This window comes from Pseudomonas sp. R84 (assembly GCF_009834515.1).
Lineage (GTDB): Bacteria > Pseudomonadota > Gammaproteobacteria > Pseudomonadales > Pseudomonadaceae > Aquipseudomonas.
In genome coordinates this window covers 1,005,165-1,030,140 of sequence record NZ_CP019426.1, presented here as the reverse complement: position 1 = coordinate 1,030,140, position 24,976 = coordinate 1,005,165, and the positions used below count along the sequence as shown (strand labels likewise).

General features: G+C 60.4%; 15 protein-coding genes and 1 tRNA gene. 5 read left to right on the top strand and 11 right to left on the bottom strand.

Annotation, left to right across the window (positions count from 1 at the left end):
- Positions 1–99 precede the first annotated feature (99 nt).
- Positions 100–2,415 carry a TonB-dependent siderophore receptor gene (locus PspR84_RS04555; protein WP_160055811.1) on the top strand — a complete coding sequence of 772 codons (2,316 nt, stop codon included), beginning with the start codon at positions 100–102 and terminating at the stop codon, positions 2,413–2,415.
- Between the two features lie 214 nt (positions 2,416–2,629).
- Complete coding sequence (locus PspR84_RS04550; RefSeq protein WP_160060051.1) at positions 2,630–5,158, top strand: sulfite reductase flavoprotein subunit alpha; 2,529 nt, start codon at positions 2,630–2,632, stop codon at positions 5,156–5,158.
- 225 nt (positions 5,159–5,383) lie between these two features.
- Here the strand turns inward: PspR84_RS04550 and PspR84_RS04545 are convergent, their stop codons facing one another.
- The 4 genes from PspR84_RS04545 to ptsP all read right to left on the bottom strand — a co-directional run bounded on the left by PspR84_RS04545 (position 5,384) and on the right by ptsP (position 12,648).
- The gene (locus PspR84_RS04545; RefSeq protein WP_160055809.1) at positions 5,384–6,925 is read right to left on the bottom strand and encodes an alkaline phosphatase D family protein; all 1,542 of its coding nucleotides are present in this window, start codon (positions 6,923–6,925) and stop codon (positions 5,384–5,386) included.
- Between the two features lie 175 nt (positions 6,926–7,100).
- Positions 7,101–8,834, bottom strand: a complete 1,734-nt coding sequence (locus PspR84_RS04540) for a PTS fructose-like transporter subunit IIB (RefSeq protein ID WP_160055807.1) — start codon at positions 8,832–8,834, stop codon at positions 7,101–7,103.
- An 11-nt stretch (positions 8,835–8,845) separates the two neighbouring features.
- On the bottom strand, positions 8,846–9,787 hold the full coding sequence (gene pfkB / locus PspR84_RS04535) for a 1-phosphofructokinase (RefSeq protein ID WP_160055805.1): 942 nt from the start codon (positions 9,785–9,787) through the stop codon (positions 8,846–8,848).
- Complete coding sequence (gene ptsP, locus PspR84_RS04530; protein WP_160055803.1) at positions 9,787–12,648, bottom strand: phosphoenolpyruvate--protein phosphotransferase; 2,862 nt, start codon at positions 12,646–12,648, stop codon at positions 9,787–9,789. Before ptsP ends, pfkB begins: the two co-directional genes overlap by 1 nt.
- A gap of 308 nt (positions 12,649–12,956) precedes the next feature.
- Here ptsP and cra point away from each other — a divergent pair, with 308 nt between their 5' ends.
- Both cra and PspR84_RS04520 read left to right on the top strand, forming a co-directional pair.
- Positions 12,957–13,952 carry a catabolite repressor/activator gene (cra, locus tag PspR84_RS04525; RefSeq protein WP_160055801.1) on the top strand — a complete coding sequence of 332 codons (996 nt, stop codon included), beginning with the start codon at positions 12,957–12,959 and terminating at the stop codon, positions 13,950–13,952.
- A 3-nt stretch (positions 13,953–13,955) separates the two neighbouring features.
- On the top strand, positions 13,956–14,732 hold the full coding sequence (locus PspR84_RS04520; RefSeq protein WP_160055799.1) for a TatD family hydrolase: 777 nt from the start codon (positions 13,956–13,958) through the stop codon (positions 14,730–14,732).
- Positions 14,733–14,849: 117 nt separating this feature from the next.
- Here the strand turns inward: PspR84_RS04520 and PspR84_RS04515 are convergent, their stop codons facing one another.
- The 4 genes from PspR84_RS04515 to PspR84_RS04500 all read right to left on the bottom strand — a co-directional run bounded on the left by PspR84_RS04515 (position 14,850) and on the right by PspR84_RS04500 (position 20,750).
- Entirely contained in the window at positions 14,850–16,880 is a 2,031-nt protein-coding gene (locus tag PspR84_RS04515; RefSeq protein WP_160055797.1) for a methyl-accepting chemotaxis protein, read from the bottom strand.
- A 228-nt stretch (positions 16,881–17,108) separates the two neighbouring features.
- Positions 17,109–17,948 carry a regulatory signaling modulator protein AmpE gene (gene ampE, locus PspR84_RS04510; protein ID WP_160055795.1) on the bottom strand — a complete coding sequence of 280 codons (840 nt, stop codon included), beginning with the start codon at positions 17,946–17,948 and terminating at the stop codon, positions 17,109–17,111.
- Positions 17,945–18,505: a 1,6-anhydro-N-acetylmuramyl-L-alanine amidase AmpD gene (gene ampD, locus PspR84_RS04505; RefSeq protein WP_160055793.1), complete on the bottom strand. Its 561-nt coding sequence runs from the start codon at positions 18,503–18,505 to the stop codon at positions 17,945–17,947. Before ampD ends, ampE begins: the two co-directional genes overlap by 4 nt.
- Positions 18,506–18,569: 64 nt before the next feature.
- Positions 18,570–20,750: a DUF1631 domain-containing protein gene (locus PspR84_RS04500; RefSeq protein ID WP_160055791.1), complete on the bottom strand. Its 2,181-nt coding sequence runs from the start codon at positions 20,748–20,750 to the stop codon at positions 18,570–18,572.
- A 368-nt stretch (positions 20,751–21,118) separates the two neighbouring features.
- On the opposite strand from PspR84_RS04500, the gene nadC reads away from it, so the two are divergent.
- Positions 21,119–21,967, top strand: a complete 849-nt coding sequence (gene nadC, locus PspR84_RS04495; protein ID WP_016986492.1) for a carboxylating nicotinate-nucleotide diphosphorylase — start codon at positions 21,119–21,121, stop codon at positions 21,965–21,967.
- An 89-nt stretch (positions 21,968–22,056) separates the two neighbouring features.
- Here the strand turns inward: nadC and PspR84_RS04490 are convergent, their stop codons facing one another.
- The 3 genes from PspR84_RS04490 to pnp all read right to left on the bottom strand — a co-directional run bounded on the left by PspR84_RS04490 (position 22,057) and on the right by pnp (position 24,973).
- Positions 22,057–22,356 (bottom strand): DUF6388 family protein, encoded by a 300-nt coding sequence (locus tag PspR84_RS04490; protein ID WP_160060050.1) that lies wholly within the window; start codon positions 22,354–22,356, stop codon positions 22,057–22,059.
- Between the two features lie 242 nt (positions 22,357–22,598).
- A tRNA-Thr gene (locus PspR84_RS04485) sits at positions 22,599–22,674 on the bottom strand.
- A 193-nt stretch (positions 22,675–22,867) separates the two neighbouring features.
- Positions 22,868–24,973, bottom strand: coding sequence for a polyribonucleotide nucleotidyltransferase (pnp, locus tag PspR84_RS04480; protein WP_007915263.1), 2,106 nt, complete (start codon positions 24,971–24,973; stop codon positions 22,868–22,870).
- Between the last annotated feature and the right edge of the window lie 3 nt (positions 24,974–24,976).

The window sequence follows — 24,976 nt, the reverse complement described above, 5'->3', positions numbered from 1 at the left end:
GAATGTAAATTCAGTGCGAATAACAATGTTTCGCAATTGATACGAATACCTGTTTACCCTATATTCCGCCGCCTCAAATCCTTGGGGAGGGGAATAAAAATGGCACGTCAATACGCACAATTACCGGTCAGTTCACCACGTCTGCTCGCCTCTGCAATCGGTGTGGCAATCACCGCCGGCTCCGCTGGCCAGATGGTCTTCGCTGCGGAAAAAACCGACAGCAAAGCCGCCGGCAATGCCATCGCCCTGGACGCCACCGCCATCACCGGCGAAGCGCAGGACTCGACGTCCTACCAGGTCGAAAAAGCCTCCTCGCCCAAGTACACCGCGCCGCTGGTCGACACGCCGCGCTCGGTCACCGTTATTCCGCAACAAGTTCTGAAAGATACCGGCGCGCTGAACATGCAGGACGCGCTGCGCACCGTGCCGGGCATCACCTTCGGCGCCGGTGAAGGCGGTAACCCACAGGGCGACCGTCCGTTCATCCGTGGCTTCGACGCCCAGGGCGACACCTACCTCGACGGCGTGCGCGACACTGGTTCGCAGAGCCGCGAGATCTTCGCCGTGGAAAACATTGAAGTCAGCAAGGGCCCGAACTCCGCCATTGGCGGTCGCGGCGCGGCAGGCGGCAGCATCAACCTGGTGAGCAAGAAAGCGCACCTGGGCAACTCGTTCGACGGCGGCTTCACCTACGGCTCCGACCAGACTCAGCGCTACACCCTCGATGGCAACTACCAGTTCAGCGACACCGCCGCCGGCCGTCTGAACCTGATGAGCCACGAGAGCAACGTCGCCGGTCGCGACAAAGTCGATTACGACCGCTGGGGTATCGCACCGTCCTTGGCGTTTGGCCTGGGCACCGACACCCGCGTCAACCTCGATTACTACCATCTCGAAAGCAACGACACCCCGGATTCGGGCGTGCCGTACACCATTCCGGCCGGTGGCTCCGCTGCACGCACCAAGTCCAATCCGGACAAGCCCTACGCCGGCGGTGACCACAGCAATTTCTACGGTCTGGATCGCGATTTCCGCAAGGGCCGCACCGACACCGCGACCTTCGCCATCGAGCATGACCTGAGCGACTCGCTGACGATCAAGAACACCCTGCGTCACGGCACCAGCATGCAGGATTACATCCTGACCCAGCCGGACGACAGCAAGGGCAACGTCAACAATGGCAGCGTCTGGCGTCGGGCGAATACTCGGGTGAGCAACACCGAAACCACCACCAACCAGACTGACCTGTTCGGCAATTTCTACGTCGCTGGCTTCAAAAACAGCTTCTCCACTGGCGTTGAATACACCCGTGAGGAAAGCCAGAAGTCTTCGTACAACGTCAATACCGACACCACGCCGCGCACCAGCGCAGCGACCACTAACTGCAACCCGGGTCTGATCGGCGCAGCCAGCGGCTACAACTGCACCTCGCTGTCGAACCCGAACCCGAACGATCCGTGGAACGGCGCCATTTCGCGCAACTACGCCGGCACCGACACCCAGGCCAACACCTACGCGCTGTATGTGTTCGACACCCTGGAGCTGTCCGAGCAGTGGCTGGTGAACATGGGGCTGCGTTACGACCACTTCGATACCGACTATAAAACCTACAACGCCGCTGGCCGCACCACGTCCAAGGGCGATGACACCAGCGAATTCGTCACCGGTCAGTTTGGCGTCGTCTACAAGCCTGCGGAAAACGGCAGCATCTACGCGTCCTATGCCACCTCGGCCACACCACCGGGCAACACCCTGGGCGAAGGTCAGGAAGGCAACCCGCTGGGCGGCACCCCGGACCGCAGCGGCAACCTGCTGAGCAGCGACATGGAGCCGGAAACCACCAAGAACTATGAAATCGGCACCAAGTGGGATCTGCTCAACGATCGCCTGTCGCTGACCGCTGACATCTTCCGCACCGAGAAAGAAAACGCTCGTGTGCAAGTCGACACCACCTCGTACGAAAACGCCGGCAAGACCCGTGTGCAAGGTGTCGAACTGTCGGCCAGCGGCAAGATCACCGACAAGTGGCAAGTGTTCGCCGGTTACGCCTTCATGGACAGCGAACAAGTCGACGGCGGCCCGCTGGGCAAGGCCAACGATGGCAACGAATTGCCTAACACGCCGAAAAACAGTGCCAGCCTGTGGACCACTTACCAGGTCACGCCGAAGCTGACCATCGGTGGCGGTGCGTTCTACGTCGACGACGTGTACGGCAGCGTCGCCAACACCACCATGGTCGATTCGTATGTTCGCTACGACGCGATGGCGGCGTACAAGCTGACCAAGAACGTCGACCTGCAACTCAACGTGCAGAACCTGACCAACGAAACCTATTACGACAAAGCCTTCTCGACCCACTTCGCCAACCAGGCGGCGGGCCGTACGGCACTGTTGAGCACCAACTTCCACTTCTGATCCTGTAGGAGCTGCGGCACGCTGCGATCTGTTGATCTTGCTTTTGATTCTGAAAAAAAATCAAAAGATCGCAGCCTTCGGCAACTCCTACAAAAAACAGTGGGCCCCGTTCATTCAATTGAACGGGGCTTTTGTGCGTAAGAAAGAACGCTTCTCGATAACCCACGGCATAATGCGCGCCGTGAAGACAATTTCCGAACGGACGGCGAGTGACGTGTTGAAGAAAACCCTGTTCCAGTTGCACTGGTTTTTTGGCATCACCGCAGGCTTGGTGCTGGCGTTGATGGGCATCACCGGCGCGGCCTATTCGTTTCAGGACGAAATCCTGCGGGCCATGAATCCCTCCGTTCTGCAGGTGGAAAAACAAGTCGCCGGCGTCCTGCCGCCCGTCGAACTGGTCGAGCGCATCGAAGCCACGTCCGGCAAAAAGGTCTCGATGCTTTGGGTCGAAACCGACAGCGGCAACGCCGCGAAAGTGTTCTTCACCCCGCCCAAGGGTGAACGTCGCGGTGAGATGCGCTACTTCGATCCGTACACCGCTGAGTTCATGGGCGACGCGGTCGGCCAGGATTTCTTCGGCCTGATGCTGCAACTGCACCGCTTCCTCGCCATGGGCGACACCGGGCGCAATATCACCGGCGCCTGCACATTGATCCTGTTGTTTTTCTGCCTCTCCGGTTTGTATCTGCGCTGGCCACGTCAGTGGAACAGCTGGCGCGTGTGGCTGACGCTGGACTGGAAGAAAAAGGGCCGCGCCTTCAATTGGGATCTGCATTCGGTGGCCGGCACCTGGTGCCTGTTGGTCTATCTGCTGCTGGCGCTGACCGGGTTATCGTGGTCGTACGAGTGGTACAACAAAGGCCTGACCAAGCTGCTTTCTGATGCGCCACAAAACGAGCGCGTGCGCGGTGGTCGTGGCCCGGCGCCGGAAGGTCCGGCACCAACCGCCGATTACGCAGCAATGTGGAGCAGTATCTACAGCGCGGCCGGCCCGGGACTGGCCGCGTACAACATCCGCATGCCGGCCGTCACAGGCCAACCGGCGACCGTGTTCTACCTGCTCGACAGCTCGCCGCATGATCGCGCACTGAACCAGATCACCCTCGACCCGGCCACCGGCATCGTCAAACGTGTCGATCGTTACGCCGACAAGAGCTTCAAGGCGCAATTGCTGACCAGCATTTATGCGCTGCACGTCGGCAGCTATTTCGGCCTGGTCGGGCGGATCATCATCACCATTGCGGCGGTGTGCATGCCGTTGTTCTTTATCACCGGCTGGCTGCTGTACCTCGATCGTCGGCGCAAGAAAAAGCAGATCAAGGATGCGCGCAAAGGATTCGATCAACCGGCCGCAGATGCTTCTGCGTGGCTGATCGGCTTCGCCAGCCAGAGCGGGTTTGCCGAGCAACTGGCGTGGCAGACCGCCGGGCAATTGCAGGCCGCCGGATTGCCAGTGAAAGTGCAGCCGCTGGCGAATGTCAGCGAACAGGATCTGCGTGAATCGAACAACGCGCTGTTTGTCGTCAGCACCTTCGGCGACGGCGAAGCCCCCGACAGCGCTCGCGGTTTTGAGCGCAAGGTGTTGAGCAAAGCAGCAACCTTCGACAGCCTGAATTACTCGGTGCTCGGTCTCGGCGATCGTCAGTATCAGCACTTCTGCGGCTTCGCCAAGCGCCTGCATCAGTGGCTGAGCGAACACGGCGGCAAGACCCTGTTCGCGCCGGTGGAAGTCGACAGCGGTGATCCGTATGCCCTGCGTCACTGGCAAACCCAACTCGGCCTGCTCACCGGGCAAGCACCGGTCGACACCTGGCAAGCCCCGAGCTACGACAACTGGACGCTGGTCCGCCGCGAACTGATGAACCCGGACAGCAGCGGCGCACCGGTTTATCTGTTGGGCTTAAGCGCACCGAACACCAGCAGTTGGCTGGCCGGTGATCTGGTCGAAATACTGCCGCGCAACTGCCCGTGGGCCATCGAGCATTTCCTTGACGGTCTCGGCATTCGCGGCGAGACCACGGTGAAAATCAACGGCCTCGACGAGCCGCTGGAAGTGGCACTGGCCTCGCGCCAATTGCCTGAGCATCGCGCCCATCTGGTCGGTTTGCATGCGCAATCGCTGGTCGATGCGATGGTGCCGCTGGCCATGCGCGAATACTCGATCGCCTCGATTGCCGCCGACGGCGTGCTGGAGTTGATCGTGCGTCAGGAACAGCATGCCGATGGCACGCTGGGCATCGGTTCTGGCTGGCTGACCGAACACGCCCCGGTGGGCGGCAGCATCAGTTTGCGGGTGCGGCGCAACAGTGGCTTCCACCTGCCGAACGAACCGCTGCCGATGATTCTGCTGGGTAACGGTACCGGTCTGGCCGGGCTGCGCAGTTTGCTCAAGGCGCGGATTGCCGATGGTCAACAGCGCCAGTGGCTGCTGTTTGGCGAGCGCAATCGTGAACACGATTTCCTCTGCCGCGCCGAGCTGGAAGAGTGGTTGATCAATGGTGATCTGGAGCGGCTGGATCTGGCGTTTTCGCGGGATCAGGCCGAGAAGGTTTATGTGCAGGATCGCTTGCGTGAGTCGGCTGACGAGTTGAAGAAATGGCTGGCGGACGGGGCGGTGATTTACATTTGTGGCAGTTTGCAGGGGATGGCTTCGGGGGTTGATCAGGTGCTTAACGACATTCTCGGGGCAGCCGAAGTGGAGCGGTTGATTGAGCAGGGTCGATATCGGCGTGATGTCTATTAAAAGCCCCTCACCCTAGCCCTCTCCCAAAGGGAGAGGGGACTGATTGGGGGAGATTCACGCAATACGCCGACCTGAACGTGCTTCACCGAATCCAGAATCGAGAGAGGGTTTTGTACCTGATCTCATAATCAACTCGGTCTTTCAGGTCGATGTACCTCTTCAGACACCTCGGTCGGCCCCCTCTCCCTCCGGGAGAGGGCTGGGGTGAGGGTCAGCCTTTGATCTTCATACCGGCTGCAACTTTTTCTCAAAAACCGCCACCCCATTCAAATCCCGCAACACCACACTCATCTCCCCACTCCCCCCTTCAATATTCACCTCGCCAAAAAACTGAAACCCGGCAAACGGCGAAGTGTTCTGCGCCGGCGGCGCTTTCTCGAAAACCACCTCCGGGCCAAAGGTTTTATCCAGCGGATTAGGCCCAAAGCTCCCGGCATTCAGCGGCCCCGCGACAAACTCCCAGAACGGTTCAAAATCCTGAAACGCCGCGCGATCGGGGTGATAGTGATGCGCCGCGCAGTAATGCACATCCGCCGTGAGGAAGACGAAATTGCGCACATGCTGCGCACGCAAGAATCCGAGCAACTCGGCGATTTCCACCTCGCGCCCCTGCGCCGGTCCCGGGTCACCGTTAGCCACCGCCTCCCAACGCGCGACACCCGGGCTGACCTCGCCATCCGGCACGCCAAGACCAATCGGCATGTCGGCGGCGATGACCTTCCACTGGGCTTTGGATTTCTTCAAACCGCGCTTGAGCCAGTCCAGTTGCTCACGCCCCAGAAACGGTTTCGCCGCGCCGAGGTTGTCGTCATTGGCGCCGCGATAACTGCGCATGTCGAGCACGAACACATCGAGCATCGGCCCATAGCTCAACTTGCGATAAATCCGCCCGCCGCCGTCGGCAGTCTGTAAGCGCATCGGTGAATATTCCAGCCACGCCTTGCGTGCGCGCCCGACCAGGGTGTGGATATCTTTCTCCTGATAACGCTCGTCGAGCTGCTTGCCCGGCGACCAGTTGTTGACCACTTCATGGTCGTCCCACTGCCAGATCTGCGGCACCTCGGCATTGAACCGACGGATGTTTTCGTCCATCAGGTTGTAGCGGTAGTTGCCGCGATAGTCGTCGAGGGTCTGTGCGACTTTGCTCTTAGCTTCAGTGGTGAGGTTGCGCCACACCCGACCGTTTTCGGTGGTCAGTTGAGCAGGCACCGGGCCGTCGGCGTAGATGGTGTCGCCGCTGTGGATAAAGAAGTCCGGCAGGCGCAGACGCATGGCTTCGTAGATGCGCATGCCGCCGATGTCCGGGTTGATGCCGAAGCCCTGCCCGACGGTGTCACCGCTCCAGACGAAGCGAATATTGCGCCGCGCCGTCGGAGCGCTGCGCAGATGACCCAGCCACGGTTCACTGGCGACGCCGGTTTGCGCGTCCTTGAAATACACCCGATAAAAAATCGCCTGACCGGCCGGCAGCCCAGTGAGCTCGACCCGAGCGGTGAAATCTGTGCGCGCATCGGCCAGCGCCGAGATCACCCGGCGCGGGTGGCGAAACTGGCTGCGGGTGTCCCACTCGACCACCATATGCGCCGGGCGATCGCTGCGGCTCCAGATCATCGCGCGGTCACCTTGCAGGTCGCCGGATTGCACGCCATCGGTCAACTGCGGGCGGTCCTTGACCGAGGCAATCACCGCCGGCGCCAGGCTTGGCATCAGCAGACCGGCGCCGACGACTTGCATGACACGCCGGCGACCGGGGTTGAAATCGCTCATGGTGTTCTCCCTGAAAAAAGGAAAACTTAAGCACGCCTATATGAACTCGCCATGACACCACTAACCATTGTGGGAGCGAGCCTGCTCGCGAAAGCGGTGTGCCAGTCAACCTACATGTCGCTGGCAGATTGCATTCGCGAGCAGGCTCGCTCCCACAGGGGATTTGTGTTGTCGGTCAGGCCTTCGCCGGTTCCAGCGCCAGCTCGACGGCCTCGGGGCGTTTGACCGTCGCATAGACCACAGCGGTCAACAAACTCCCCGCGACAATCGCCAGCAAATACAACAACGCATGATTGATCGCATTCGGAATCGCCAGCACAAACAAGCCACCGTGCGGCGCCATCAGTTTGCAGCCGAAATACATCGACAACGCACCGGTCAACGCACCACCGGCAATGCTCGCCGGAATCACCCGCAACGGGTCTTTCGCGGCAAACGGAATCGCGCCTTCGGAGATAAAGCACAGCCCCAGCACCAGCGCCGCTTTCCCGGCCTCGCGCTCGGTCTGAGCAAACTTGCGCCGCGCAATAAACGTGGCGATGCCCAGGCCAATCGGCGGCACCATCCCGGCGGCCATGGTCGCGGCCATCGGCGCATAACTCTGCGACGCCAGCAGCCCCACCGAGAACGCGTACGCGGCTTTGTTGATCGGCCCGCCGAGGTCGACGCACATCATGCCGCCGAGCAGCACACCGAGCAGAATCGCGTTGGTGGTGCCCATGCTGTCGAGGAAATGCGTGAGCGCACCGAGCATGCCTGCGACCGGTTTGCCGACCACGTAAATCATCACCAGCCCGGTAAACAGACTGGCGAACAACGGGATGATCAGAATCGGTTTCAGCGCCTCTAGACTTTGCGGCAAGGCGACATAACGACTGATCGCCTTCGCCGCGTAACCGGCGATAAACCCGGCGACGATGCCGCCGATAAACCCGGCGCCCAAGGTACTGGCAAGCAATCCACCAATCATCCCCGGCGCCAGGCCCGGACGGTCAGCAATCGAATAAGCGATGTAACCCGCCAGCAACGGCACCATCAATTTGAACGCGGTCTCGCCGCCGATCTGCATTAGCGCAGCGGCCAGCGTGCCTTCCTCCTTGAACGCGGTGATGCCGAACACGAACGACAGCGCAATCATCAAACCACCTGCCACGACCATCGGCAGCATGAAAGACACACCGGTCAGCAGGTGTTTATAGATGCCGGTTTTTTCTTGCTTGGCCGGTGCCTTGCCGTCACTCGCGGCGCTTTCCACAGCACCTTCGGCCAAGGCTTTTTTCAGTGTGGCTTCGGATTGTTTCAACGCAATGCCAGTGCCGCAACGATAGATTTTCTTGCCGGCGAAACGCTCGGTGGCGACTTCGATATCCGCCGCCAGTAACACCACGTCAGCTTCAGCAATCGCCGCTGCGCTCAACGGGGTTTTCGCGCCCACCGAGCCTTGGGTTTCGACTTGCAAGTCATAGCCCAGACGCTTGGCGGTTTGCTGCAAGGCTTCGGCGGCCATGAAGGTGTGGGCGACACCGGTCGGGCACGCGGTAATCGCGACGATGCGTGGCGCACGCGGCGCATCAGCAACCGGTTCAGCCGCGCCGGCGACGTAAACCTCAGCCTCTTCAGCGCCACGACGCAGCACCGCTTCAACATCCTGCAACGCCTGCGCCGGGGCAATCTGGAAAACACGTTTACCGACAAAACGCGTCATGTCGATCGCGCCTGTGGCGACCAGCAAAACCCACTCGGCCGCCGCAATGGTCGCCGCCGACAACTCGCGTTCCGGGTGCGCCGCATCGACCACTTCAACGCTGGTGCTCCAGCCCTGACGCTGCGCCGCCGCATCGAGCAAACGCGCGCACAGCACACTGGTGACCATGCCGTTCGGGCAAGCCGTAACAATGGCTAATTTCATGACAAACCCTCTTATTGTTCTGTCAGGGGACGCACGCGCACGCCCTGTTCGAGCTGCGCCACTTGCGCCACATCGTTGATGCCGAAACCGATCTGGGTCACCGCCATCGCCGCAATCGCGGTGGCGGTGCGCAGGGTTTGCTCAGGCGTGTCGGCGCTGAGCAAACCGTGAAGCATGCCGGCCAGCAACGAATCACCAGCACCGACCGTGCTGGCGACGCTGACCTTCGGTGGCGTGGCGTGCAGTGCCGAGCCGACGCTGAACCAGTTCACGCCGTCAGCACCGTGAGAAATCACCACGTGCTCGACGCCTTGCGCGTGCAAACGCGCCGCTGCTTGCGCTTCCGCCGCGTGCGAAACCACGTCACAACCGAGTGCATCGGCGAGTTCTTCGGTGTTCGGTTTGATCAGCCATGGACTGGCTTTCAAGGCTTCGCGCAATGCTGCGCCGCTGGAGTCGAGAGCGACTTTCAAGCCAAGCTGATTGAGCCGTTCGATCAGTTCACGCAACCACTGCGCCGTGACGCCACGCGGCAAACTGCCGGCGACCACTACGGCATCGTGACCCGGGGCAATCTGCTCCAGACGATCGAGCAACGCCTGCTGTGCAGCCGCATCGACCACTGGCCCCGGGCCGTTGATGTCGGTGATGCGGCCATCCTGTTCGGCGACTTTGATATTGCTGCGCGTCTCGCCCGGCACGCGGATGAATGTGTCGACAAAACCACGCTTGGCGAACAGGGTTTCGAACGCTTGCAGATTGTCTTCGCCGAGAAAGCCGCTGACCGTCAGTTGATGACCAAGGTCGGCCAGCACTTGCGCGACGTTCACCCCTTTGCCGGCAGCGTGGGTGTGCATCTCGTCGCTGCGATTGACCTGACCGGCCTCCAGCCGTGGCAGCTCGACGGTGAGGTCGAGCGCGGGGTTGAGGGTCAGGGTAAGAATCTTGGCCATTACAGGGCCTCCACTAATGCGCGCACTTCGTTGGCGCTGCCCACGGCCAAGGCCTGTTGAGCAAGGGTTTGCGCCTGGGTCAGGCTGAGTTCGCGGATGCGCGCTTTCACTTCAGCAATGCTGCGCCCGGAGACGCTGAGTTCATCGACACCGAGGCCAACCAGTACCGGAACTGCCAACGGATCAGCTGCGAGTTCGCCGCACACGCCGACCCATTTGCCATGGGCATGGGCCGCGCGCACGGTGATGTCGATCAGTTGCAGCACCGCCGGGTGCAAACCGTCGGCCTGCGCCGACAGGGTCGGGTGACCACGGTCGATGGCCAGAGTGTATTGGGTGAGGTCGTTGGTGCCGACGCTGAAGAAGTCGACTTCCTTGGCCAGCACCGGCGCAAGCAGAGCGGCGGACGGCACTTCGATCATGATCCCCAGCTGCAGATCGGCGACCGGGATTTCCAGACGCAGACGTTCGGTCATGTCGCGGGCCTGACGCCATTCTTCAACGCTGCCGACCATCGGGAACATGATTCGCAACGGACGGTTGTCCGCCGAACGCAGCAAGGCGCGCAATTGCGCTTCCATGATCTGTGGGCGCTGCAAGGTCAGGCGAATGCCGCGCACACCGAGGAACGGGTTTTCCTCTTTGGCGATCGGCCAATACGGCAGCGGTTTGTCGCCGCCGACATCCAGCGTGCGCACCACCAATGGCCGCCCGGCGAGGCCATCGAGGACGCGGCGGTATTCGGCTTCTTGCGTGGCTTCGTCCGGCGCTTGCGGATGGGCCATGAAAATCAGTTCGGTACGCAGCAGACCGATGCCTTCGGCGCCCTGCTCCACTGCACTGATCACGCCCGCGCTTTCGCCGATGTTGGCGAACACTTCGACCGCATGACCGTCGGTGGTGTGTGCCGGTTGATGGCGTTGTTCGGCGGCAATTTTCAGGCGTTGTTCGCGAGTGTCGCGTTCTTCGGCGGCGCGTTGCAGAGTCGCAGCATCGGCGTCGACGTGCAGGCGACCGCGTTGACCGTCGAGCAGCAACGGCGTGCCCGGCGCCAGCAACAACACCGCGGCGCCAGCGCCAACCAGTGCCGGAATCCCGAGGGCTCGCGCAACGATGGCACTGTGCGCGGTGGCGCCGCCGCGTGCGGTGAGAATCCCCGCGACACGCGCCGGGTCCAGACGCGCGACGTCGGACGGGCCGACCTCGTCCATCACCAGAATGTACGGTTGCTCAGGCTCGCTCGGGGTTTGCACACCACACAGTTGCGCCAGCACGCGCCGGCCGACGTCACGCAGGTCCGCCGCACGCTCGGCGAGCAACGCATCCTGTAGCGATTCCTGTTGTTTGGCCGCCGCTTCGATCACCGCCATCCACGCCGCTTCAGCGCTTTCGCCCTGCTTGAGGCGGGTGTCGACTTCGTCGGTGAGTTCCGGGTCGTCGAGCATCTCCTGATGAGTGATGAAGATTTCGCGGATGGCTTTGGCTTTGCTGCGTTCGATCAAGCCCTGAATGTCGCTGCGCACATCGCTGAGCGCTTGCTTGAGACGTTCGCGCTCAACGGCGGCGGACTCGCCGCGCAGCGGGTAATCGATGGTTTGCTGCACCTGAATATGCGCAGGCCCAATAGCAATGCCCGGTGCTGCCGGGATCGCCTGCAACTGAGCGCCGGACGCCGGAGCGATCAGCACTTCGGCGATGTCGGCGATGACTTCGCGCTGCTGGCTTACGGCTGGCAGCGGCTCCACTTCTTCGCCAAGGCCTTCTTCGATAGCGGCCAAGAGTGCCGGCAAGGCGTCAGCGGCGATGGTCGGTTCAGCGATCAACTCCAGCACCTGACCGCGACGGGCGCCGAGGCTGAGCAGTTTGCTCAAGCTCTTCACCGACACGGCGCTGTCCTGACCATCGACAATGCGCACGCGAATTTCGCCATCAAAACTCTTCGCCAGTTGCGCGAGGATCTTCGCCGGGCGCGCGTGCAAGCCATGGGCGTTAGCCAGGGCAATGCGTGCGCTTGGCCAATCGGCGGGCAACTCACCACCAAGCACTTCGAGAACTTTGCGGCTGCTGGTGGCGCGGCCCAATTCATGGCCGCGACCTTCGATCAGCAACGCACACAAACGTTCGAGCAGCGCTTGGTGCGCTTCGCCAAGACTGGCCAGGCAGAACAGACCACTGAGCGGTTGGCCGAGGTAGCGCATCGGTTTGTCCGGCGTGACGAACGCCAGGCCCGGACGCTTCACGGTTTGCTCGCTGTGCAACCACCACAAACCATCGCCCAACGGCAGCGCTTCGACCTGTTGCAGCACCGCCGAGAAACCGTTGCTCACACAATCGGCCTGACGCAACAGACGTGCGCCACGCCAGACGAGTTCTTCGAAATCATCGGCGGAGACGCCGAGGCCGATCATCTGTGCATCCAGCGCCAGTTCCTGCGGCGCGCCTTGCAGCAGTTTCAGCAGCGCTTCGGGGGAGCTGGCACGACGCAGGGCCTGGCCCAGATCGGTCTCGCCGAGGGCGCGGGTCAGCAGTTGCAGCAGGCGCAGGTGTTCGTCGGATTTGGCGGCGATGCCAATCGCCAGATAAACGGTCTGGCCATCGCCCCAATCCACGCCTTCCGGGAACTGCATCAAGCGCACGCCAGTGGCGAACACCTGATCGCGGGTTTCCGGGGTTCCGTGGGGAATGGCAATACCTTGACCGAGAAAGGTCGAGCCCTGGGCTTCCCGGGCCTGCAATCCGGCGAGGTAGCCGTCGGCGACCAGACCATCGGCCACCAGGTGATTGGCCAGCAGTTGCAGGGCAGCGGGTTTATCCACAGCCGATTGGCCCATGGATATCTGCTCTATAGTGAGCTCGAGCATGCGATCTCCTTTTTGGCGCTATATGAGTGCCAGGTATTGTTTTGGATGGTTTGCAGCTTAGGCGCTTTACCGCTTTGCTTTTCAGCGGCAGTTTTGGCGGTTTCACGGCAGCACCGGCCAAAGACGTCTAATACGTAGAAAATACGCTTGCTGAAACGTTTAATCTAGATTGATCGGCACGTTACTCGATAATGTCCCATCCTTGAAGTCCAACTTGTCGGATGCGCTGCGACAATAGTCGCCTGCCCTAATCGGGTAGGATTGGCGAAAATGTGGCGGCAAGCTCGAATAAACAAGGAAATACCGGGTTGAAACTCAGTGATATCGCGCGGTTGGCCGGAGTGTCCGTGACCACCGCCAGCTACGTCATCAACGGCAAGGCCGAACAGCAACGCATCAGCACCGCCACCGTCGAGCGGGTGCGGGCGGTGGTCGATCTGCACGGCTTCACGCCAAACCCTCAAGCGGCCGGGCTGCGCAGTCGGCACACGCGCACGCTGGGCTTTATTCTGCCGGATCTGGAAAACCCCAGTTACGCGCGGATCGCCAAGCTGCTCGAGCAAGGTGCGCGGGCGCGCGGCTATCAATTGCTGATCGCCAGCTCCGACGATGCGCCAGACAGCGAGCGGCAGTTGCTGCAACTATTCAAGGCGCGCCGCTGCGATGCGCTGATCGTCGCCAGTTGCCTGCCGGCCGGTGATGACAGTTACCGACAGCTACAGGCCAAAGGGCTGCCGATCATCGCCATCGACCGGGTCATGGAACCGGAGCATTTCTGTTCGGTGATCAGTGACGACCGCGAGGCCAGCCTGCACCTGACCCAGAGCCTGCTCGATCCGCAGCCGAAGCAGATCGTTCTGCTCGGTGCGCGCCCGGAACTGAGCATCAGCCAGGAACGTGCCGCCGGTTTCAAGCAAGCCTTGGTCGACTTCAAAGGTGAAGTGCTGGTCGAGCACGCTGAATCTTTCAGCCGTGAGTGCGGCAAGCAATTGATGGAAGAACTCCTGCAACGTCTGGGGCATTTGCCCGACGCGTTGGTGACGACTTCGTACGTACTGCTGCAAGGCGTGTTCGACGCGCTGCATGACTTCCCGCTGAAATCGCGACCGCTGCGCCTCGGCACCTTCGGCGATACGCAATTGCTGGATTTCCTGCCGCTGCCGGTCAACGCCATGGCCCAGCAACACCAGTTGATCGCCGACAAGGCGCTGGAACTGGCGCTGGCGGCGGTCGAGCAGTCGGAGTACAAGCCCGGCGTACAGGCCATCGCGCGGACCTTCAAGCAGCGTATTCACCAGGACTGAGCCGTGGAGCTGATCGACAGCCACACCCACCTCGACTTCCCCGACTTCGATGCCGATCGCCCGGCGTTGCTCGCCGAAAGCCGCGCCCTCGGGGTGCGGCGGATGGTGGTATTGGGGGTTTATGAGGGTAACTGGCAACGGGTGTGGGATCTGGTGCAGAGCGATGCGGATTTGTATGCGGCATTCGGTCTGCATCCGGTGTATCTCGATCAGCATCGTCCTGAGGATTTGTTGGCTCTGGGTGATTGGCTGACGCGGCTGCGTGGTCATCGGCAGTTGTGTGCGGTGGGCGAAATCGGTCTGGATTACTTCGTCGAAAACCTCGACCGCGAGCGGCAACAGGCGCTGTTCGAGGCGCAGCTGCAATTGGCCGCTGACTTTCATTTGCCAGCGCTGATCCATGTACGCCGCAGCCATGCGGCGGTTATTGCGACGCTCAAACGCTTCAAGCTCAAACGCGCAGGGATCATCCACGCCTTTGCCGGTAGCCGTGAAGAAGCGCGGGAATACATCAAACTGGGTTTCAAACTGGGCCTCGGCGGCGCACCGACCTGGCCGCAGGCGTTGCGCATGCATCGAGTGATTGCGGAACTGCCGCTGGAGTCGATCGTGCTGGAAACCGATTCGCCGGACATGGCGCCTGCGATGTTTCCCGGTCAGCGCAATAGCCCGGCGCACTTGCCGGCGATTTGTGAGGCGTTGGCGGAGTTGATGAATATATCCCCGCAACAACTCGCCAGCGCCAGCACCGCCAACAGCTGCGAAGTGTTCGGCTGGTAACACATCTCCCCTGTAGGAGCTGTCGAGTGAAACGAGGCTGCGATCTTTTGATCTCTTTGAAATCAAGATCAAAAGATCGCAGCGTGCCGCAGCTCCTACAGGGGATTTGTGTACAGCTCAGACGCGGAAGGCGCTGATCAGTTGTTTAAGCTCAACAACTTGGGCAGACAACGCGCGGCTGGCATCTTCGGTCTGGTGCGCACCTTGCGCTGTGCGCTCGCCGGCGCGGTTGATCTCGACGATGTTCTGGTCGATATCGTGGGCCACCGCCGTTTGCTGCTCAACGGCAGCGGCAATCTGCTGGTTCTGATCGACGATCATGCCGACCGCACCAAGGATGTTTTCCAGCGCCTGCTGGACTTTCTCCGACTGCCCGACCGTGCCGTTGGCCATCTGATGGCTGACGCCCATGGCCTTTACCGCCGCCCCGACGCCGCCATGCAACTTGGCGATCATCTGTTCGATCTCTTCAGTTGATTGCTGAGTGCGTTTGGCCAGCGTGCGCACTTCGTCCGCCACCACGGCAAAACCACGTCCCTGCTCGCCGGCACGTGCCGCTTCGATCGCGGCGTTGAGCGCCAGCAAGTTGGTCTGTTCGGCGATGCTCTTGATCACTTCCAGCACGCGGCTGATCGACTGGCTGTCGCTGGCCAACTGGTTGATCACCCGCACTGACTGGTCAATCTCGCTGGCCAGCGCGGCAATGCTGCCCTGCTGCGACTCGACCAGGCCACGACCACTGATGGTCTCGTCATTGACGCTTTGGGCACTGCTCACTGCCGCGGCGGCACTGCGCGCCACCTCCAGTGAGGTCGCCGACATCTGGTTCATCGCCGTTGCCACTTGCTCGATCTGCGTACGTTGCCCGGCGACCGCCTGATTGCTCTGCGCTGAGACGTTTTCAACCTGCCCGGCCTGACGCTCGACCTCGGCGACGGTCTGGCCCACCCGCTCGATCAAGTCGTGAATCTTCCTCACCGTGCCGTTGAACACCTCGCCCAACTCACCTAACTCATCGCGACTGCTGGCCTTGAAGTTGACCGTCATGTCCCCCGCCGCGACCTTGTCCATCATTGCTCCAAGGCGTTTCAGCGTGGTGCGGGTCGAGGCGTAGAAACCACCGTAGAGATAGAAAATCAGCACGAACACCACCGACAGCGCCACCGCCTGCAGGACCATGTGTGTGCGGTTCTGCGCCAGACGCTGCTGCAATTGAGTGTCGAGGAATTTCAGCGTGGCTTCGTTGAGCTCATAGGTCTTGCCGATCAGCCCAGTGACCTGATCGTAAAAAGCCTGCCACGGCGCATCGAGGGTGTCGGCCATCACCACCTGCTCTTCGAACAGTTCGCTGGCCTGTTTCAGCGAAGCCTTGCTGCTGTCGGCCGCCGCGCTGAGGTTGTCCCCCGCGGCTTTGCTGGAGCCGAGGGCGTCCTGCAATTTCAGACCATACTCGGCCTGGAGTTTTTCGATCTGCACCAGCAACTCATCAAAACGCGTACTCGATGAACTGTTGAGAAAACCCTGACCCAATGAATACGAACCCATGGCCCGGCCTTCGCCGAGAGTTTGCGTGACGCTCGGCGTGATCAGGGTGACCAGTTCGCTGAGCTGACGGATATCGCTCTGGTTATCTCGGCTCAGCCCGGCCTGACTGGTGATGATCTGGCTGAAAATCTGCGCACTGGCCAGTAGTTTGCCGATTAACGCGCTTTTGCTCTGCAGCGAGTTCTCCACTTGCTGGGCCTTGAACTCGGCGATCATTTCATCGCGTTTGCCGTCGAATACCTGGATCTGCTCGGGATCGTCGGTCATCGCCGTCAGCCCTTGCAGGCGTGCCAGAACCGCTTGTTCGAGCGTGGTGATCTGCGCCTCGACATTCCCGGCCTTGCCGGACTGGCCGAGGGTGACGTTGATCTGCACCAGATTGTTGAGGGTTTCCAGATCCCGGCGCAGAGCCAGGCTGCTGCCCAGCAGATCAAGGCTTTGCAGCTCGACGCGGGTGCCCTGGAATTCGCGATAGGAATCGCGCACCAGATAGAAATTGGTCACCAGCATCGGCACCAGGAACAGCACGCTGATCAGGCTGAACTTCATGCCGAAGCTCAGACGGTTCATCAGCGAGACAGCGGGATAGAGCAAGCTCTTCACTGGAAGTCTCCCTTGGTTTTTCTTGTTTTTATTGGCGGGCGCGGGGCGACAGCAGATAGCCACTATCGGGCGCCATCTCTGTATAGCTCAAATCGAAGGGAGGTTTTGTAACTTAAGGTTAACGACAAAAAGATCGCAGCCTGCGGCAGCTCCCACAGGAAACACACAATCCCTGTGTAGGAGCTGCCGCAGGCTGCGATCTTTTGATCCTTCTTTAAATCAGTGAAATCAGTGGATCAGAACTGTCCACAAAGCAAACCCGGCATACCACAGCACTGCCGCGCGCAGCAGCAGTTCCCACAGGCAATCGAGGGTGTTGATGCCTTCCGGCCCGACCACCGGAGGTGGAATCTCGCCCGCCGCCAAACCGACCCGATTGATCAGTTGCGCCGCGCTGATGTTCCAGTTGAGCAGTTCATGCAGCATCACCCGGCTGACCGCAACAAAGTTGCCGACCAGTGCCAGGCTCGCAGCCAGCAAGCGTACCGGCAGCCAGTCAAATGCATGCCGCAGTTGCGCGGCGCGCTCGACCAGCGCCGGGTTCTGACCGTGCTCCTGCGCCAGCGCCAACAGGCGATACGCCAATGCCGCTACCGGGCCGAGCACGAAATACCAGAAGATCACCGCAAAAAAGCTCTGGTAGGCCTGCCACAGCAGATGCGCCTGCACACGTTCGAGCAACTGCTCGCCGCTGTCGGCGCAGATGTTCAGATCGCGCTTGGCCACGTGCGCTGCGGCTTGCAAATCCTCACGGCGCCAGGCATCACGGAACGGCCCGAGGCCGCCGAGCAAGTCGCCGCGCCCCAGGCTGTAAATCACCACCAGTAAATGCACCGGCAACGCCAGCAAGCCGTAAGCCACCGGCTCCAGCACCACCAGCAACAGCGCCAGCAAGGCCACCGGAAACAGCACCAGAATGCTCAGCACCAGCCAAGGCTGTTTGGCCAGCCGCTCGCTGCTTTCGAGTTTGTTCAGTTCGCGGATCCATCCGCCATCGCGTTGAACCCGATGACGCAGGGCCGAAAACTTCTCGATCCACAGCGCCAGCAGTAACACCAGAAAACTCATTGTCCTTCCCCTTGTGCCAGGGCTGCGCGGTAACGCGCCCAGTCGAATGCCGGGCCAGGATCGGTCTTACGCCCGGGTGCTATGTCGCTGTGCCCACAAATGCGGGCGCCGGTGATGGCCGGAAATGCTGTCTGCAACTGGCGGGTCAACGCCGTCAACGCCTGATACTGCGCGTCGGTGAACGGTAGATCATCGGTGCCTTCGAGCTCGATGCCCACGGAAAAATCATTACAGGTTTCGCGCCCTTCGAACATCGATACACCCGCATGCCACGCCCGCTCAAGACAGGAGACAAACTGGGTGACCTTGCCGTCACGTTCGATCAGAAAATGCGCCGAGACGCGTAGGTCGGCGATACCTGCAAAGTAGGGATGTTCGGTGACATCCAGACGATTCTGGAAAAACTCCTGCACCTTGCCCGTGGCGAACTGCGCTGGCGGCAGGCTGATGTTGTGGATGACCAACAGGGAAATTTCGCCCGCAGGGCGTTCATTGAAGTTGGGCGATGGGCAAACCTGCACCCCGTGACACCACCCGCTAGCGGGATCCAACTGCATACCGATTCCTTCAACGCCGACTCTGTTGGCGCCCAGTATGCCGTGATCGGCCCCCGGCGCGCGATCACTTGCCGCGATTGAGTCGCCGCAGATTGCCCAGCACCGATTCGAGTGCGCGGTCGAACAGCAAGGTATCGTCCAGCGCACGCACCGTGCCACGCTGGAATTCCACGGCCAGCGCGATGCGGCTGCGCTCCAGCACCTTCATCCCGGTTCGATCGACAAATACATACTTGCCGGTGGCTTCGATGATGGCTGCGAGCTTGCAGCGCAGGCTGTTTTCATCGTCCTCACGAAAAGCGACCCAACTGCCCAGGCGCAGTTGCTCGACCTGACGCAGACCGGCGGCGTCGTGGGGCAAGCGTACCGATGTCATCGCCATTGCGCTTTCATCGGCGGTGTGCAGCACGATCTGTTGCGACACTTCGATCATGGGGGTGGCCTGATCCGATTCGACGGAACGCTCCAGCACACGTACATGCAGGGCTTCCAGCTCACTGAAAAACTCGCTGGTGGCGAACGGATCGAACGCTGAACTGCTCAGGCCATCACGCAGCGATTTGAGCAACCCCGGCACCAGTGCCAGCAAGCGCAGGCTGGATTCGGTGTCTTCATGACGCTGCACACTCCAGATCAATTGCTCCATGGTTTGCACATCGGCCTGCCATTCGGCTGACTGATCGCCATGCTTGAGGCAGGTCAGCAGCAATACTTTGCTCCAGGCGTCCTGGACGAACGTGACCACGGACGGCGGCAGCGTCTTACCCAGCAGCGCTTGATTCAGCGCCCGCTCGACCCGGCGCCGGGCCAGTTCGGTTTTTGCCCGCCCTTCTTCGGCGTCACGCAGACGCTGTTCAAGTAGCTCACTGCGGCGGCGCTCATCGCTGGTGAACGCAAGGAAATCGGCGAGCAACTCAGAGAAAATCGCCGGGTCATCAACAAAGTCAGTCAGCAGGCGCTGCACCACTTGTTCGATACGCAGGTACAAGCTGTCGCGCGCGTCACTGTCGCAGTCGCCCCAACCCATCGCCGCCTCGGCGATTTCGTTGAGCAGGCGCCGCGCCGGATGGGTGCTGCGACTGAAGAAACTCTTGTCGAGCACCGCGACCTTGAGCATCGGGATCTGCAACCGCGCGATCAGAGCCTTGAGCGAATCCGGCACATTGCGGTCTTCAAGAATGCAGTCGAAGACCATGGCGATCAGGTTGATCACGTCTTCGTCCGCATCGCCGACGATCCGCGATTTTCCACTTCTGACGCTGACGCGAGTCAGCAGTTGTTCGAGCTGATTGCGCAGATCGAAGTCATCCTGTGCCGCCAGCGCCGGCACGTACTGTTGCAAGTGCGAGAGCAGACGGAGCAGGTCGCGGGTGGAAATCGGTTGCGCCGCAACGCTGGGTTCCAGCGTCGGGGCAACACTGCCACGCACATGCGCGAGCAATTGCTGCAGCGCGGCGAAGACCTCCTGCACGCCTTCATCGACGGGCGGCGTGTCGTCGCTTTCATCGTTGCTCACACTGGCGATCGCACGATCAATGGCGCGCCGTGCCGGGGCGGCCTTCAACTCGGGCAACACACCGGTGGCAAGCAGCAATTGATTGGCTTCGGCGTAGAGCTGTTCGGTATCGGCCAAGACATAACGCTCGAAGAGTTTGAGCAGGATCAGCTTGACCTTGATTTCCACACCCAGGTTACGCCCGGCCTGGAGGAAAAACTCGCAGAGCAGCGCCGGGCCGAGCGGGTTGTGTTGATCGTCGAGGGTGTTGCCGAGTAGCGCGTTAAGCCGCGCGGTCAGTTGATCGAGGGCGAAGCCGTCACGCTTGAGTACGCGACCGACCATGGTCTCGACCGCCACGCTGCGTTCCATGTCGTCGCTGCGCGGCGCCAACTCGTCATATATCAGGGCATGGGGCAGCGTGTTGTGCGTGGGGTCGTATTGCGTCAGGCCAACGAAAGCTTCAAAGAATTGCTCAAGAAAACCACGCTCGATGTTTTTGCGCTTGAGGCGCAGGTCGCGCATGGCTTCGAAAAAGATGTTCTGTTCGACGTCGTTGCGCGCCCGGTCGGCCATTTCGAACAGCGTGTCATCGGCGTTATCGAACAGCTCCTGCAAACCGTGGCGCAGTTGCTGGGCAGCCTTGTCGCGAACCTGAAGCAGAATCACAGGCAGGCGGGCGAGCGGCGAATGATTCGCCTGATCGGCAGTGCCTTTGTGCAAAGGCACCACTTTCCCGTCGTTGTGCATCCAAGCCTCCTGAAACGGTGATTCGTTCGGTCAAGCCAACCCGGATCCCTGTGGGAGCGAGCCTGCTCGCGATGGCGGTGTATCAGCCGCAGCAATGTCACTGAGAGCATGCATTCCCGAGCAGGCTCGCTCGCACAAGCTCAATCCGGACGTCAAAGCTATGACGTCAAATGCAAGGCGGATTATCTTTCATAACTTGTACCCGACGCCATAGCCGTCAGGGTTTCCCCTATGCCCTTTCAGTGACCATGTCCCGGCACGGTTTGCTCAAAGAAAATCGACAAGATGCAGGCAAGCACGCGCGTCTCGCCTTGGGTTGGCTCGCGCCATGCCCCTATAATCAAACCACTTTGTTTGTGGAGCCCGTTATGCCGAATCTACGTCTCGCCGATTTGACCGCCGAAATCGAAGCCAACGTGCGCCGTGCGTTGCTCGAAGACATCGGCAGCGGCGACATCACCGCGCAACTGATCCCGGCCGAACGCCTGGCCAAAGCCACCATCATCACGCGCGACGCGGCTGTTATTTGCGGCACGGCCTGGGTCGATGCAGTGTTTCGTCAGCTTGATCCGCGGGTCGCGGTGCATTGGCAAGTGGTCGATGGCGAGCGGGTCAAGCCCAATCAGCCGTTGTTTCATCTGGAAGGGCCGGCCCGTTCGCTGCTGACCGGTGAACGCAGTGCGCTGAACTTCCTGCAGTTGCTCTCCGGCGTAGCCACCCGCGCGCAGTACCTGGCCGATTTCGTGGGTACCACTCAGGTCAAACTGCTCGACACCCGCAAGACCTTGCCAGGCCTGCGTCTGGCCCAGAAATACGCGGTGACCTGCGGTGGCTGCCACAACCATCGCATCGGTCTGTACGACGCCTTCCTGATCAAGGAAAACCACATCGCCGCCAGCGGTGGCATTCCACAAGCCATTGCCGCCGCGCACAAGATTGCGCCGGGCAAACCGGTGGAAGTCGAAGTGGAAAGTCTGGATGAACTGAAGGAAGCACTGGCCGCCGGCGCCGACATCATCATGCTCGACGAACTGAGTCTGGACGACATGCGCGAAGCCGTGCGCCTGAATGGCGGCAAGGCGAAACTGGAGGCCAGCGGCGGCATCAACGAAAGCACGCTGCTGCCGATCGCCGAAACCGGGGTGGACTACATCTCGATCGGTGCGATGACCAAGGATGTCAAAGCGGTGGATCTGTCGATGCGCCTCAGCCTTTAAACAGCAGCGGCAAGTTCCAAGCTACAAGCTGCAAGCCACAGCGCTTTTGCGTTGACTTGCAGCTTGCCGCTTAAAGCTCGTAGCTGCTGTTATACGACGAGATTGTTCATCTCGCAGTAGTCATCCCACTCGACACCCAGCACTTCAGCCGCCTCTTTGTGTAGCACAAGGCGCTGCGCCTCGAACTCCTCCGGCGTGCTCGTGTACTTGAGTGTCAGCTCCCACGGCTGCAAACCCTGGGCTTCGGCTTCGTCTTCAAAGGCCCACTGGATCTGATCCTTTTGATCATCAGGACTCAGGTCCTTGATCTCTTCTTTCAGGTCCGGAACGTCCAGAATGTACTTTTCCAGCGCTTGTTGATGACGTTGCTCTTGAGTTAATTCGGTCATGGCGTTCTCGCTGATCGTAAGAATGGAGGATGGATCTGGATCATCAAGGATCTCTCTGACGCGGATTTTTCCGGCCTTCGGAACCATTCGGGATCATCTGAAAACTGCTGGGCGATGCTCATGCAGGCAACGAATATAGGACGTTTGCATGACGAATTACACGGCTCTTTACATCTCTCCCACAAAAAGCTGACCTGCGGAACATAAATCCGCATGGCAATGAGCGGGAGTGAGGAAAACGGTGGTGCCCGAGACAGGAATCGAACCTGCGACCTTCGCGTTACGAGTGCGCTGCTCTACCGGCTGAGCTACACGGGCGGTGGGCTAAACCTAGCACCGGTTTTCACAAAAGCAAAGATCACAGCCTGCGGCAGCTCCTGCATGATCGGGTTATCACACCGCTTTGTAGGAGCTGCCGCAGGCTGTGATCTTTTGATCTTTATGCCAGACAAAAAAATGCCCCGCCGTTTTCACGGCGGGGCATTTTCATTGCGCTAACGCTTTGGGCTGATTAAACGCCCGAAGCCTTGGCAGCTGCCACGTCTTTGATGGACAGCTTGATACGGCCGCGGTTGTCCACGTCCAGTACCAGCACTTCCACTTCCTGGCCTTCTTTCAGAATGTCGGTCACTTTCTCTACGCGAGCGTCGCTCAGCATCGAGATGTGAACCAGACCGTCCTTGCCTGGCAGGATGTTGACGAATGCGCCGAAGTCGACGATGCGCTCAACCTTGCCCACGTAGATCTTGCCGATCTCGGCTTCAGCGGTGATGCCCAGAACGCGCTGACGTGCAGCTTCAGCAGCTTCCTTGGTTTCGCCGAAGATCTTGATCGAACCGTCGTCTTCGATGTCGATCGAAGCCTTGGTTTCTTCGCAGATCGCACGGATGGTCGCGCCACCTTTACCGATAACGTCACGGATCTTGTCGGTGTCGATTTTCATCGCGATCATGGTCGGAGCGTTGGCCGACAGTTCGGTACGCGACTGGCCGATGATCTGGTTCATCTGACCGAGAATGTTCAGGCGCGCTTCCAGGGCTTGGCCCAGAGCGATTTCCATGATCTCTTCGGTGATGCCCTTGATCTTGATGTCCATCTGCAGCGCGGTAACACCTTTGGCGGTACCGGCTACTTTGAAGTCCATGTCGCCCAGGTGGTCTTCGTCACCAAGGATGTCGGTCAGGACGGCGAACTTCTCGCCTTCTTTAACCAGACCCATGGCGATACCGGCAACCGGCGCCTTCATCGGCACACCAGCATCCATCAGGGCCAGAGAAGCGCCGCAAACGGAAGCCATCGAGCTCGAACCGTTGGATTCGGTGATTTCCGAAACCACACGGATGGTGTACGGGAACACGTCAGCGGCTGGCAGCATGGCCGAAACCGAACGACGGGCCAGACGGCCGTGACCGATTTCACGACGACCAGCGCCACCCATGCGACCACATTCGCCTACCGAGAACGGAGGGAAGTTGTAGTGCAGCATGAACGGGTCTTTTTTCTCGCCTTCCAGGGTGTCCAGCAGCTGTGCGTCACGGGCTGTGCCCAGAGTCGCGACTACCAGAGCCTGGGTTTCACCACGGGTGAACAGGGCCGAACCGTGGGTTTTCGGCAGAACGCCGACTTCGATGTTCAGCGGACGTACGGTTTTGGTGTCGCGACCGTCGATACGTGGCTTGCCGTTTACGATGTTTTCGCGAACGGTGCGGTATTCGATTTCGCCGAAAGCCGCTTTGACTTCGCTGGACGAAGGTTGGCCTTCTTCACCGGACAGCTTGGCAACAACCTGATCCTTCAGCTCACCCAGGCGAGCGTAACGGTCGGCCTTGACGGTGATGGTGTAAGCCTGGGAGATCGCTTCGCCGAACTCGGCACGGATAGCGCCCAGCAGTTCGGTGGCTTCTGGAGCCGGAGCCCAGGTCCAGGTTGGCTTGGCAGCTTCAGCAGCCAGTTCTTTAACCGCGTTGATCACCACCTGGAATTCGTCGTGAGCAAACAGTACCGCGCCCAGCATCTGGTCTTCGGTCAGCTCTTTGGCTTCCGATTCAACCATCAGTACGGCGTCCGAAGTACCGGCAACGACCATGTCCAGGCTCGAAGCAGCTTGCTGCTCGTAAGTCGGGTTCAGCAGGTAGCCGGTGCTTTCGTGGAAAGCTACGCGAGCGGCGCCGATCGGACCGTCGAACGGAATGCCCGAGATCGCCAGGGCAGCCGAGGTACCGATCATCGCAGCGATGTCCGGATCGGTTTTCTTGCTAGTGGAAACGACGGTGCAGACAACCTGCACTTCGTTCATGAAGCCTTCTGGGAACAGCGGACGGATCGGACGGTCGATCAGTCGGGAAGTCAGGGTTTCTTTCTCGGAAGGACGGCCTTCACGCTTGAAGAAACCGCCAGGGATCTTACCGGCAGCGTAAGTCTTTTCCTGGTAGTGAACCGACAGAGGGAAGAAGCCCTTGCCTGGATCGGCTTGTTTTGCACCGACTACAGTCACCAATACGCTGACGTCGTCGTCAACGGTGACCAATACTGCGCCGGAGGCCTGACGGGCGATACGGCCAGTCTCGAGGGTAACGGTCGATTGACCGAACTGGAATTTTTTGATTACCGGGTTCACGGT

Excerpts from the sequence above, each read along its gene's own strand:
- ampE (WP_160055795.1), bottom strand. The coding sequence starts at position 17,948 with ATGAGTTTTCTGGTGTTACTGCTGGCGCTGTGGATCGAGAAGTTTTCG.
- PspR84_RS04490 (WP_160060050.1), bottom strand. The coding sequence starts at position 22,356 with ATGACCGAATTAACTCAAGAGCAACGTCATCAACAAGCGCTGGAAAAG.
- nadC (WP_016986492.1), top strand. The coding sequence starts at position 21,119 with ATGCCGAATCTACGTCTCGCCGATTTGACCGCCGAAATCGAAGCCAAC.
- ptsP (WP_160055803.1), bottom strand. The coding sequence starts at position 12,648 with ATGCTCGAGCTCACTATAGAGCAGATATCCATGGGCCAATCGGCTGTG.
- PspR84_RS04545 (WP_160055809.1), bottom strand. The coding sequence starts at position 6,925 with ATGAGCGATTTCAACCCCGGTCGCCGGCGTGTCATGCAAGTCGTCGGC.
- PspR84_RS04540 (WP_160055807.1), bottom strand. The coding sequence starts at position 8,834 with ATGAAATTAGCCATTGTTACGGCTTGCCCGAACGGCATGGTCACCAGT.
- pfkB (WP_160055805.1), bottom strand. The coding sequence starts at position 9,787 with ATGGCCAAGATTCTTACCCTGACCCTCAACCCCGCGCTCGACCTCACC.
- ampD (WP_160055793.1), bottom strand. The coding sequence starts at position 18,505 with ATGCAGTTGGATCCCGCTAGCGGGTGGTGTCACGGGGTGCAGGTTTGC.
- PspR84_RS04555 (WP_160055811.1), top strand. The coding sequence starts at position 100 with ATGGCACGTCAATACGCACAATTACCGGTCAGTTCACCACGTCTGCTC.
- PspR84_RS04500 (WP_160055791.1), bottom strand. The coding sequence starts at position 20,750 with ATGCACAACGACGGGAAAGTGGTGCCTTTGCACAAAGGCACTGCCGAT.